Source organism: Neobacillus sp. DZ-9 (assembly GCF_059587065.1).
This window is the reverse complement of sequence record NZ_JCAIOL010000001.1, coordinates 21,889-33,378: the sequence shown is the minus strand read 5'-3', so window position 1 is coordinate 33,378 and position 11,490 is coordinate 21,889. Positions and strand designations below refer to the sequence as shown.

Here is an 11,490-nt window from a genome sequence, read left to right as displayed (position 1 = left end):
AGTTCAAAATATCCTTGCTAAAAACATACTCTCTAATACTACCACTTTTTTATAAAAATGGAACTGTGAACTTGAGGAAAATCAAGTACAATCATTTTTCACTTCTTTCGACCTACTTAAACCCCGCTTTGCATTAAAATAGACTCTAATAATATAAAAGGAGTTACATATTTATATGCAACTCCTTATCAGGCTAATTATAGATTTGCTTGCTCACGTAATGTTTGAGCTTTATCGGTACGTTCCCAAGGAAGATCAACATCTGTACGGCCAAAGTGTCCATAAGCAGCTGTTTGCTTATAAATTGGGCGGCGAAGGTCGAGCATGTTGATAATGCCAGCTGGGCGAAGGTCAAAGTTTGCACCTACAAGATCAACTAAAACATCCTCGCTTACTTTACCTGTGCCAAAAGTATCAACAGAAATGGAAACTGGTCTTGCTACACCGATTGCATAAGCAAGCTGTACTTCAACCTTATCAGCAAGACCTGCTGCAACGATATTTTTTGCTACATAACGTGCTGCATATGCAGCAGAACGGTCAACTTTTGTCGGATCCTTACCAGAGAAAGCACCGCCGCCATGACGAGCATATCCGCCGTAAGTATCAACAATGATTTTGCGTCCTGTCAAGCCTGCATCCCCTTGTGGTCCGCCGATAACAAAACGGCCTGTCGGGTTAATGAAGTATTTTGTATTTTCATCAATTAGTTCATTTGGAACAACTGGATTGATCACATATTCTTTAAGGTTTCGCTGGATCTGCTCAAGCGAAACTTCTGGGTGATGCTGCGTTGAAATAACAATTGTATCTATGCGAACTGGTTTGTCGTTCTCATCATATTCAACGGTAACTTGTGTTTTACCATCCGGACGTAGATAAGGTAGAAGCTCCTCTTTACGAACTTCTGTTAAACGGCGTGCCAGCTTATGAGCAAGTGAAATTGGAAGAGGCATTAACTCTTTTGTTTCATTACATGCAAAGCCAAACATTAAACCTTGGTCCCCTGCACCAATTGCTTCGATTTGCTCATCAGACATTAGTCCTTCACGAGCTTCAAGCGCTTGGTCAACCCCCATTGCAATGTCTGGAGACTGTTCATCGATCGATGTTAATACGGCACAAGTTTCCGCATCAAAGCCGTACTTTGCACGAGTGTAACCAATTTCTCTAACTGTTTCGCGGACAATTTTTGGAATATCCACATAAGTAGAAGTGGTGATTTCCCCAGCTACAAGTACTAAGCCTGTTGTTACGGAAGTTTCAGCCGCAACACGGGCATTAGCATCCTTTGCTAAAATAGCATCTAAAATGGAATCAGAAATTTGGTCACAGATCTTGTCAGGATGACCTTCAGTTACTGATTCAGAAGTGAACAAACGACGTTTTGTTGACATCTGAATTCCTCCTATATTATTAAATAAAGTGAGGTTATGTGTGGGGCTATGTTACCTTGTTAGTTTAACCTCGGGTTGATACGGAACTCATTCCCTTAGTAGTATGAAATAAACACGGGTATTTTATTAATAACAGCTGTTATTAATAAACCCGGCTGAAGATTCTCACGATGGAATAAAGAAAAAGCGATTATGGAGCACAAAAACAAAAAACCTTTCCATCTCATGAGGAAAGGTTGAGTGCAAATGTTTGCGTGCCTTTCACTCTTATCGTTCAAGGCCAAGCCTTGCCTCAGGTTTAGCACCTTTGCCCGAAAAATAAAACAAAACCATTCTTCGTTTGCAGGTTGCTGGGTTTCATAGGGCCTGTCCCTCCACCAGCTCGGGATAAGAGAGTATCCGTTCAAATTAAAATCATACCCTACAATATCGAACGGTGTCAATCGATATTTATGAAACTTTTACCATGCAAATGACTTTAAACATAAAAATATTTTAATTTCATGATATAAATATTTTCTTTTTGCGCATTCCCTGAATAATGTATAAAATACAACTTGAACTTACTAAATAGTATAGACTAATTTTATAAATGTGTTATACTAATTGATATAATAATCGCCATTTGAAATTAAATAAAAAGGATGGTTAATTAAAAATGAATTCTGTTCATATTCCCAATGAATTAAAGCAATTACTTAAAGAAAATAATGTCCAAGTTCAATTATCAGTTCCTCAGCTAGTTGAAAAAATTCTAAACCGAAATGAAGGATCCTTAACTTCAACTGGTGCAGTTCGTGTTTCCACAGGCAAGTATACAGGACGTTCACCACAAGATAAATTTATTGTCGTTGAAAATTCAACAAAGGATAAAATCGCTTGGGGATCCAATCAGCCTATTTCCGAAGAAGTATTTACTAACCTCTATCACAAGGTATTAGAGTACTTAAAGGAACAAAATGAGCTCTTTGTATTCAAAGGTTTTGCCGGAGCCGATAAAAAATCGCAACTGCCAATTCAAGTCGTAAATGAATTTGCTTGGCATAATCTATTCGCTCACCAGCTGTTTATTCGTCCATCAGAAGACGAATTGCTTGAACATGAAGCAGGCTTTACGGTAATCTCTGCTCCTAATTTCAAGGCAGACCCAGCTGTAGATGGCACAAACTCAGAAACCTTTATTATTATTTCATTTGAACAACGCATTGTGTTAATCGGCGGAACAGAATATGCCGGTGAAATGAAAAAATCAATTTTCTCTGTGATGAATTATTTGCTTCCTGAAAACAATATTTTTTCAATGCACTGTTCTGCAAATGTTGGGCTTGAAGGGGATGTGGCGTTATTCTTTGGATTGTCCGGTACGGGAAAAACTACCCTTTCAGCAGATCCTAATCGCAAGCTTATCGGCGATGATGAGCATGGCTGGTCTTCCAATGGCGTCTTTAATATTGAAGGCGGCTGCTATGCGAAATGTATTAACCTTACCCGTGAGAAAGAACCGCAAATTTTCGATGCCATTCGTTTCGGTACTGTGCTTGAGAATGTTACGGTTAACCAAGAATCCAGAATCCCGGATTATGATGATGGAACATTAACTGAAAATACTAGAGCAGCCTATCCAATTCAAGCTATAGACAATATTGTTCTGCCAAGCGTTGCAGGACATCCAAATACAATTGTATTTTTAACTGCAGATGCCTTTGGAGTATTGCCTCCAATTGCAAAATTAACGAAAGAGCAAGCAATGTACCATTTCTTAAGCGGTTATACATCTAAGCTTGCCGGAACCGAGCGTGGAATCACATCTCCACAAGCAACCTTCTCTACTTGCTTTGGAGCGCCTTTCTTGCCGCTTCCTGCAACTCGTTATGCTGAAATGCTTGGAGAAAAAATTCTTGAACATAATGCCAATGTCTTTTTAGTCAATACAGGCTGGACTGGCGGCGAATATGGTGTCGGAAACCGTATGAAGCTTTCTTATACACGCGCAATGGTTCAAGCGGCACTTGAGGGTGAATTGAACCATGTAGAAACAGTCAAGGATGAAATCTTCGGCCTGAACATCCCGCTTCATATTGCCGGTGTTCCTGATGAAGTTCTTCAGCCAAATAAAACGTGGGCAGACCCAGAAGCCTATGAAGTGAAAGCAAAAGAACTTGCTGCTAAGTTCCGTGAAAACTTTAAAAAGTTTACGAATGTTGCTGCAGAAATCGAAGAAAAAGGCGGACCTATCGCTTAAATACAACGAGCCCTTATCAATTTGATAAGGGCTTTCTTACTTCCACTTCTTCTGATTTTTGTAAAATTGTAAAACGGTATTTGCCGCTTTTATTAAGGTTGAAATCTCCTTGATACATCGAAATCTTTTTTCCATCCGTTGTCGTGTAATCTGTTTTATCTTTAAAGGTGAATTCGGATACCTCTCCATTTTCTAAAGCAAATATCTCTAATTTTAATTCAGAAGGAAGGTTATCTCCCTCTACCTCAATGGAAACATCCTCGTAGAAACCAGCGTGTAAATCTTCTTGTGAAATCATCAAAGTAGAATTACCAACTTTAACGTAGGGCTCTTTTACATAGATGGAAAATTCGCCGATTTTTTTATTGCCTGCAGTGAATTCAAGATTCCATATTCCGGGTAAATCAAGCGATTTAAAGCCAGTCATTGCATGACCGTCTGCACCATACATTCCACCTGAAATGACCGTTGTTGTCAGATGTTCTTTTACCCCAGTTTTTACATGTACGGCATCAATTTTAAGAGGCTTATTTGCAAAATCTTTTTGATAGTCGCCCCATAAATAAACGGCTATCTTCGATACACCCCTTTGGTCCTTCTCTATCCATTCCAATGGAGCCAGCAGGCTTACCTTGTTAGGAATACCAAAATTACTATCTGCATAAAGAGGAGAGCCGTCCGTATCCATAAGTGCAAAATATTCACCTTGTTGTACTGCCTTGGTTCTTCCAGAGCCAGTAATTTGTGAAGAAGAATCTTTTTTTTCAGTAAAATAAAGGAGTGGAGCTAGTAATACAAGGACAAATACGGCAGCCAACGCTGCCAGTCTTTGAAAGTTAAATGGTTTTCTATGTTCTCTAGTACTTGCCTCATCAATTACCATTAACATATCCGTTCTCTGTTTTGTTGTTAATTCATGCTTTGGAAAATTTGAGAGCATCTCTAATAAATCTTTATCAGATAATTTCCTCAAAGTACTCCCCCTCCTTCAGACACTCATTTAATTTTCTCACTGCCCGATGAAATGTTACATTCACTTTATTTTCTGACCAACCGAGAACTTGGCCTGCTTCCTGTGAAGAAAGTTCGGCAATCCCCCTAAGTATGATTACATCGCGATAATTATCTTTTAGTTTGTTTATCGTCTCGTATAATTTTGCATATTCGAATTTCCTAAGCAGCATTTCCTCTGTAGGCTCAAGGCGTTTTGGTGATTCATTATCTAAAAGCTTTTTAAGCTTTTGCCAAACGGATCTTTTCCGGTAAAAATCTATGGCTGTATTTCTCGCGATTGAAATCAGCCAGGTTTTCGGGCTCGATTCATTTTTATATCGGCTATAGGCTTGAAACGCCCGCAAAAAGGTCTCCTGAACCAAATCCTCAACATCCATCGCTCCTGTATAATAGACTAAATAATTTGTGACATCTTTTTCATATTGAATGAACCATTTTTCAATTGGATGAGCTCGCTCCAACCTTGCTCCCCCCTCTAACAAAATACTTATGTTTAAAAATTTTTTATAATAATAAGACGTTTCATTCTTTTTAATTCTTACACTTTCTTTAAAAGCTGTGTTAAACTTTCCGGAAGCTTGAATTTTTGATGGTGACGGGCTTTATGAGCCGTTCATAACGACCGGCAGCTTGAATTTTTGATGGCGACGGCTTTATAAGCCGTTTATAACGACCGACAGCTTGAATTTTTGATCGTGACGGGCTTTATAAACCGTTCATAACGACCGACAGCTTGAATTTTTGACGGTGACGGGCTTTATAAGCAGTTCATAACGACCGACCGCTTGAATTTTTGACGGTGACGGGCCTTATAAACCGTTCATAACGACCAGCAGCTTGAATTTTTGATCGTGACGGGCTTTATAAGCCGTTCATAACGACCAGCAGCTTAAATTTTTGACGGTGACGGGCTTTATAAGCCGTCCATAACGACCGATAGCTTGAATTTTTGATGGTGAAGGGATTATGAGCCGTTCATAACGACCAGCAGCTTGAATTTTTGATCGTGACGGGCTTTATAAGCGGTTCATAACGACCAGCAGCTTGAATTTTTGATCATGACGTGCTTTATAAGCCGTTCATAACGACCAGCAGCTTGAATTTTTGACGGTGACGGGCTTTATGAGCCGTTCATAACGACTAACCGCTTGAATTTTTGACGGTGACGGGCTTTATAAGCCGTTCATAACGACCGTCCGCTTGAATTTTTGATGGTGACGGGCTTTATAAACCGATTATAGTGACCGTTCAATATAAAAAAAGACCTTCGCGGTCACTGTAAGCTTTTCACAGTAACCATAAAAAAAGCAGGCATCTATCAGCCCGCTTAGTTCGTGGAATTCAATGAAATTAGTTGATACGTGATGGTTGTGCTGTTCTTTTGCCATTCTACTTTTTTTATCATTGCGGTTCCGTTTGAATCGCTTTCGATTGTTTTTCTCACATCAATTGGAATCTCAATTGGATAGAGTCTGAATCCTTCCTTTTCTAAAGTAAATAGGTTTTCATCTACTCGCTTCTCTCTACCCTTTGTCACAATCATCGTATTTAATTCAAGAGGCATACCCATCAAAAATCCGCTCCTCTGCTCTTAATAATCATATTTTATCATTTATTGCCATTGGATTTCATCCACTTCGTTAAATCTTCAACCACTTTTCGATTATTGGCTGGGGGAAAATAATGCGTAAATTGCTCAAAGTACCAGCAAGCCACATGCTTGTCCAATTCCCTTAGCCTTTTTTCCAGGCGGTAAGCATGCTCAACAGACACATTGTGGTCCTTAACACCATGAATAATCAGGACTGGAGAAACAAGGTTTTCAAGCCCATAAAGCGGAGTTCTGTCTTGATACCGTTCTGGATATTTTTCAGGTGTCCCGCCAATTACCCTTTTCATCATTCTTCGTAAATCATTCCGTTCATAATACGTCAGGGCCATGTCACTGACACCCCCCCAAGTGACAACAGAAGCTGCATCAGGAAACTGAATCCCTGTTAACAACGCCATCACACCGCCGCGGGAAAACCCAAAAATGTGGATAGCCTGAACTCTAGGTAAAGATTTCAACAACAAATACGCTGAAAAAGCATCCAGCCTGTCGTCACCGGCAAAATCTTCATTGCCCTCTCCGCCTTGATTTCCACGATAATATGGAGCAAACACGATAAATCCCTCAGCGGCAAACTGAGCAATCCTAGAAGGTCTTACCTTACCGACATTTTTAATCCCGCCGCGTAAATAAAGAAAACCATCCATCCGGCCTGCACATATTGGTTCCGCAAGCATCCCCTTTACCCGTAACCCACCAGATAGATATGTAATTACTTTTAATTCCACCTTTGGATTAGGTGAAGGAAACCGCTGTATGTCTAAGATTTTTCCATCATCAAGGTTCAACTCTGTCATCTATCCTTCCAAATTAATTATCACTGGGCATTCACACATTTTTTTCCTTTTCATACATTATCATAGGCAATACGCCCAGATTGAATGGTAAATAAGGAGGTTTATACATGAGAAAATGGCTAAAATTCAGTTTTTCCTTTCTCCTCATTGCTATACTGATGTTTTCACTCGCAGCTTGCAATAACAATGACACACCTAAACCAACAAAACTAGAAAAAGTAAGGATCGCAGAGGTTACCCGCTCTATTTTCTATGCCCCTCAATATGTTGCTACTTCTAAAGGCTTCTTTAATGATGAAGGTCTTGACGTCACCATTACCACGACCCCCGGCGGCGACAAAACGATGACGACTCTTATCTCAGGGGGTGCAGATGTTGCCCTAGTCGGCTCTGAAACATCCATTTATGTATATGCTCAAGGTTCCAATGACCCGGTCATCAATTTTGCACAATTAACACAAACAGACGGAACCTTCCTGGTTGCGAAAAAGAAAAACGATAATTTTTCATGGGAACAATTAAAAGGATCTAACTTCCTTGGTCAGCGTGTCGGAGGCATGCCACAGATGGTCGGTGAATTCGTATTAAAGAAACACAGCATTGACCCTCATAAAGACCTTAACTTAACCCAAAACGTCGATTTTGCCAACATTGCTAATGCCTTTGTCTCCTCTGACAATTATGACTATGTCCAATTATTTGAACCAACCGCCAGCATTTTTGAAAAAGAAGGAAAAGGTTATATTGTTGCTTCTTTTGGTAAAGAATCTGGCCATGTTCCTTATACAACCTTTATGGCGAAAGATAGCTATATGAAAGAAAACAAAGCTACGATCGAAAAATTCACAAAGGCCATCTACAAAGCGCAGCAATGGGTGCAAACGCATAGTGCTGAGGAAATTGCTAAAGCAGTAGAGCCTTATTTTCCAGATACCGATTTTGAGATTATGAAAACCGTTGTTGACCGCTATAAGAGTCAAGGCTCTTATGCCACGGATCCTGTTTTAGACGAGGAAGAGTGGAATAACCTCCAAAATATCATGAAGGAAGCTGGTTCACTTCCGAAAGAAGTAGATCATAAAACACTTGTAAATACCGATATTGCTAAAAAAGTAATGAAAAAATAAATAGGAAAGGGAGGCCGTCAACATGAGCTTCTTGCAGGTTCAGGATATTCATCACACCTATTTCACCAAAGCCTCTGCCACCACGGCCCTCTCCGATATTTCACTGATGGTTGAGGAGGGAGAATTTGTTTCCTTCCTCGGCCCTAGTGGCTGTGGAAAGACAACCCTGCTCTCGATTATTTCCAGTCTTTTGAAACCAACCCAAGGAACAGTTCTTTTAGAAAATAAACCGGTATCTACCTCTAAAAATGAAATCGGCTATATGCTTCAACAGGATTACTTGTTTCCTTGGAAAACAATTGAAGAAAATATTTTATTAGGCCTTAAATTATCAAAACAGCTCAATGAAAAAACAAAGTCAGCGGCACATAGCCTATTAAATCAAATTGGGTTAGCTGGTGTGGAAAAACAGCTTCCTAAGCAACTATCGGGTGGGATGAGGCAGCGTGTCGCCCTTGTCCGTACGCTGGCGACAGAACCAAAATTGCTGATGCTTGATGAACCATTTTCTGCCCTTGATTATCAAACAAAGTTAAAGCTAGAAGATTTAGTTTCCCAGACGTTAGATGAATTCGGGAAAACGGCCATACTAGTAACCCACGATATCGGCGAAGCCATTGCTATGAGTGATCGAATCTTTTTATTTTCAGCAAAACCCGGAAGAATTCATAAAACGTTTGAAATGCCCGAAGAGCTTCGGAATCTTTCTCCTTTTGATTCAAGAAATCATGAAGCCTTTCAAGGCATCTTTCAAACGATATGGAAGGAGTTGGAGTCACTTGAATCAGGAAAAATATAAGGTGGGACTCCTCCATAAAAGCTACATTCATTCCTTAATAATTGAAAAACGGTGGGTACGATTTTATCAGTTAATTATTTTCCTGCTCCTATTCTCCAGCTGGGAATTTTTAAGCCGGATGCAATGGATTGACCCGCTCATTTTCAGTTCACCTTCAAAAATTTGGGCCCTATGCCTTGATAAGATTCAAGACGGCTCTTTATTAACGAATTTAGGGGCCACATTAATGGAAACCATTGTAGGATTTATTATAAGTACAATATTGGGTGTCCTGATTGCCGCGATTCTCTGGTGGTCCCCCTTGGTGTCCAAAATACTTGATCCCTATCTAGTTATATTTAATGCGATGCCAAAAGTAGCCTTGGGTCCGGTGATCATCGTCGCCTTAAGTCCTGGATACACTTCTATAATTGCCAATGGCGTCATTATTTCGGTAATCATCACAGCCATCGTCGTGTATACTTCCTTCAAAGAAGTAGACCCCAATTATTTAAAAGTGCTTCAAACCTTCGGGGCAACACGCTTTCAATGTTTTAAAGAAGCCATTATGCCTGCCAGTTTTCCAACAATTATTTCAACATTAAAGGTCAATGTCGGGCTTTCATGGGTTGGGGTCATCGTCGGAGAATTCCTTGTATCCACAAAAGGACTGGGATACATGATTATTTATGGATTCCAGGTATTTAATTTTACACTGGTCTTCTTATCTTTATTGGTTATCGCCCTGTTTGCAACGATTATGTATCAGCTGGTTGATCTATTAGAAAAAAAACTTATCAAGGAATAGTGGGTTGCATTAAGCTTGCCACTATTCTTTTTCATTTTCCAGCCACTTCATGCATTCCTCCACGACCGGATCCTTCATGATGAAACTATAATTTTCTCCAAAACGCAGCTGTAGAAGATCGCCCTTGACCAAAATGGGACCATTTGTTTCGTGGTATGTATTTGTTTTCTCCAACCTTTTTACCTTTCCCCAAAAAACTGCTTTTACAAACGAGCCTTCCTTGTCAGACACTTTGTACTCAGCGAGATATTTCAATTCATCTAATATGGCCCCGGTTTCTTCATAGGTTTCTCTCCTAGCCGCTTCCTCGAGTGTTTCGCCAAACTCCCTTTTCCCCCCAGGAAACTCGAGCCCTCTCTTTTTATGCTTGGTCAGGACCCATTCATCCCCGAATTGGCAAATGACAAGAACATGCTTTGCTTCTTCTAAAAATACATCATGAGAAAAGGACAATGTCACCTTATTTCCATTACTATCTAAAAAATCAATCATGCCCAACCCGCCTCAAATTCTTTTTAATATTTTTATTATAACAAAAAAAGAAAACCCTAGAGACTAGGATTTTCCTGCTTCTTTTTATTCATTTTTTTGTAAAATATTCATACTTTCAATATGATTTCGTGCCTCTTCATCCCCTAGCTTATAGATCATCCCATACACTTGTTGGATTGTACTATCATAGGCATGATTATCACTGTCATTATGATATTCAACAAATGGAATATGCGCCCTGACAAAGTTTTTCAACTCTGTCGAATAATTTTGGTCAAACAACTCGCGTAATTGAATAATTTCTTCATCTGTTGCCTGGATTTTATAGCTCCATGTTGAACTGGTAGCACTCTGAGAAATCTCGCCAGTCCCTACGTCTATATAATAGGTTTTCTTTTGTTCATCCATATTGTCATCCCCTTTTACTATTTATTAATCCACAAAAAGATAAAATTTATTCTTTTACAAATTTCGATTCATTTTTTAGAATTGAATACGATATAATAATCATACAATCAGAGAAAACAGATTTTTCAGTCAATTGTAAAAAAATAAATTTTCACTGGTTATGAGAATGGTTTACGTATTCAAAAGAAAAACTACTATTTAAGGCAGGAGGTGTTCAAGTATGAAATTAGTCGATGAACTATATGAAATGTACCGGAACAAGCTTACGGGTGATGAAGAAGATATCGATATGCTCGCATTTGCTTTTTTAGAGGAAATGTCACATGAGGACCTTCTCGCTTTAATTCAAGATATGAGTAAACAGGAATTGTACGATTTAATGGGGCTTTATTTAATTGAAAGCCTAAAAGGTAAATTTGCGCAAGAAGAGTATGGACAACATCGCACCAATACTTATTATCCACGAAATATACACTAATATTACATAAGCCGCGAGAAAAGGAAGCGCTAGTCGAGGCTTCCTTTTTTGTTTCATGCTACAATAAGGAAAAGGGGGAATATTCTTGTATACCGTGTTTGTCGTATGCATCATCATTGTTATTGTTGTGCTGTTATTAGCTGTGATCACAACCTCGAAAGCCTATACATATAAGCATACAGTTGACCCGTTAGAAAATAATCCTAATGGGGATCAAGAGCAAAAAGATCATTCAAATTCAAATGATAATAAGAAAGCATAAAAAATTCCTATTCAAAATGAATAGGAATTTTAAAGGAAAAAGGGCGGAGCGCCGCAATAATGAAATAGTTTTTAA

At 39.2% G+C, this 11,490-nt stretch carries 13 protein-coding genes and 1 riboswitch; of the genes, 6 read left to right on the top strand and 7 right to left on the bottom strand.

The genetic code is table 11. The annotated features are described in order from the left end of the window. Nucleotides 1-197: 197 nt before the first annotated feature. Nucleotides 198-1,397, bottom strand: coding sequence for a methionine adenosyltransferase (metK, locus tag AC59HZ_RS00180; protein WP_496543916.1), 1,200 nt, complete (start codon nucleotides 1,395-1,397; stop codon nucleotides 198-200). A gap of 264 nt (nucleotides 1,398-1,661) precedes the next feature. Further along, a riboswitch (SAM riboswitch) is annotated at nucleotides 1,662-1,791 on the bottom strand. Nucleotides 1,792-2,055: 264 nt separating this feature from the next. Here metK and pckA point away from each other — a divergent pair. Then, complete coding sequence (gene pckA / locus AC59HZ_RS00175; RefSeq protein WP_496543915.1) at nucleotides 2,056-3,639, top strand: phosphoenolpyruvate carboxykinase (ATP); 1,584 nt, start codon at nucleotides 2,056-2,058, stop codon at nucleotides 3,637-3,639. 16 nt (nucleotides 3,640-3,655) lie between these two features. Here the strand turns inward: pckA and AC59HZ_RS00170 are convergent, their stop codons facing one another. The 4 genes from AC59HZ_RS00170 to AC59HZ_RS00155 form a co-directional block, all read right to left on the bottom strand. Then, nucleotides 3,656-4,612, bottom strand: coding sequence for a hypothetical protein (locus tag AC59HZ_RS00170; RefSeq protein ID WP_496543914.1), 957 nt, complete (start codon nucleotides 4,610-4,612; stop codon nucleotides 3,656-3,658). Next, nucleotides 4,596-5,114, bottom strand: coding sequence for an RNA polymerase sigma factor (locus tag AC59HZ_RS00165; RefSeq protein WP_496543913.1), 519 nt, complete (start codon nucleotides 5,112-5,114; stop codon nucleotides 4,596-4,598). The genes AC59HZ_RS00170 and AC59HZ_RS00165 overlap by 17 nt, the downstream gene beginning before the upstream one ends. Before the next feature lie 866 nt (nucleotides 5,115-5,980). Beyond that, nucleotides 5,981-6,223 (bottom strand): DUF2584 domain-containing protein, encoded by a 243-nt coding sequence (locus AC59HZ_RS00160; RefSeq protein ID WP_496543912.1) that lies wholly within the window; start codon nucleotides 6,221-6,223, stop codon nucleotides 5,981-5,983. A gap of 38 nt (nucleotides 6,224-6,261) precedes the next feature. Further along, nucleotides 6,262-7,062, bottom strand: coding sequence for an alpha/beta hydrolase family protein (locus tag AC59HZ_RS00155; protein ID WP_496543911.1), 801 nt, complete (start codon nucleotides 7,060-7,062; stop codon nucleotides 6,262-6,264). Nucleotides 7,063-7,169: 107 nt separating this feature from the next. On the opposite strand from AC59HZ_RS00155, the gene AC59HZ_RS00150 reads away from it, so the two are divergent. The 3 genes from AC59HZ_RS00150 to AC59HZ_RS00140 are packed head-to-tail and all read left to right on the top strand — an operon-like array spanning nucleotide 7,170 to nucleotide 9,775. Beyond that, nucleotides 7,170-8,189, top strand: a complete 1,020-nt coding sequence (locus AC59HZ_RS00150; protein WP_496543910.1) for an ABC transporter substrate-binding protein — start codon at nucleotides 7,170-7,172, stop codon at nucleotides 8,187-8,189. 22 nt (nucleotides 8,190-8,211) lie between these two features. Further along, nucleotides 8,212-8,988 (top strand): ABC transporter ATP-binding protein, encoded by a 777-nt coding sequence (locus AC59HZ_RS00145; RefSeq protein WP_496543909.1) that lies wholly within the window; start codon nucleotides 8,212-8,214, stop codon nucleotides 8,986-8,988. After that, the gene (locus tag AC59HZ_RS00140) at nucleotides 8,969-9,775 is read left to right on the top strand and encodes an ABC transporter permease (protein WP_496543908.1); all 807 of its coding nucleotides are present in this window, start codon (nucleotides 8,969-8,971) and stop codon (nucleotides 9,773-9,775) included. Before AC59HZ_RS00145 ends, AC59HZ_RS00140 begins: the two co-directional genes overlap by 20 nt. Nucleotides 9,776-9,796: 21 nt before the next feature. On the opposite strand, the gene ytkD is transcribed toward AC59HZ_RS00140, so the two are convergent. Then, nucleotides 9,797-10,267, bottom strand: coding sequence for an RNA deprotection pyrophosphohydrolase (gene ytkD, locus AC59HZ_RS00135; RefSeq protein WP_496543907.1), 471 nt, complete (start codon nucleotides 10,265-10,267; stop codon nucleotides 9,797-9,799). Between the two features lie 84 nt (nucleotides 10,268-10,351). Then, a complete protein-coding gene (locus tag AC59HZ_RS00130) occupies nucleotides 10,352-10,675 on the bottom strand; it encodes a hydrolase (RefSeq protein WP_496543906.1) in 324 nt (107 codons plus the stop codon). Nucleotides 10,676-10,895: 220 nt separating this feature from the next. Here AC59HZ_RS00130 and AC59HZ_RS00125 point away from each other — a divergent pair, with 220 nt between their 5' ends. Together AC59HZ_RS00125 and ytzI are read left to right on the top strand one after the other, a co-directional pair. Continuing rightward, complete coding sequence (locus tag AC59HZ_RS00125; RefSeq protein WP_223595769.1) at nucleotides 10,896-11,153, top strand: DUF6154 family protein; 258 nt, start codon at nucleotides 10,896-10,898, stop codon at nucleotides 11,151-11,153. Between the two features lie 85 nt (nucleotides 11,154-11,238). Then, a complete protein-coding gene (ytzI, locus tag AC59HZ_RS00120; protein ID WP_496543905.1) occupies nucleotides 11,239-11,415 on the top strand; it encodes a YtzI protein in 177 nt (58 codons plus the stop codon). The last annotated feature ends 75 nt before the right edge of the window (nucleotides 11,416-11,490 follow it).

Bases quoted from the DNA above. Each gene is read 5' to 3' on its own strand.
- AC59HZ_RS00150 (WP_496543910.1), top strand. From the start codon at position 7,170: ATGAGAAAATGGCTAAAATTCAGTTTTTCCTTTCTCCTCATTGCTATA.
- AC59HZ_RS00160 (WP_496543912.1), bottom strand. From the start codon at position 6,223: ATGGGTATGCCTCTTGAATTAAATACGATGATTGTGACAAAGGGTAGA.
- AC59HZ_RS00155 (WP_496543911.1), bottom strand. From the start codon at position 7,062: ATGACAGAGTTGAACCTTGATGATGGAAAAATCTTAGACATACAGCGG.
- AC59HZ_RS00130 (WP_496543906.1), bottom strand. From the start codon at position 10,675: ATGGATGAACAAAAGAAAACCTATTATATAGACGTAGGGACTGGCGAG.
- metK (WP_496543916.1), bottom strand. From the start codon at position 1,397: ATGTCAACAAAACGTCGTTTGTTCACTTCTGAATCAGTAACTGAAGGT.
- pckA (WP_496543915.1), top strand. From the start codon at position 2,056: ATGAATTCTGTTCATATTCCCAATGAATTAAAGCAATTACTTAAAGAA.
- ytkD (WP_496543907.1), bottom strand. From the start codon at position 10,267: ATGATTGATTTTTTAGATAGTAATGGAAATAAGGTGACATTGTCCTTT.
- AC59HZ_RS00145 (WP_496543909.1), top strand. From the start codon at position 8,212: ATGAGCTTCTTGCAGGTTCAGGATATTCATCACACCTATTTCACCAAA.
- AC59HZ_RS00125 (WP_223595769.1), top strand. From the start codon at position 10,896: ATGAAATTAGTCGATGAACTATATGAAATGTACCGGAACAAGCTTACG.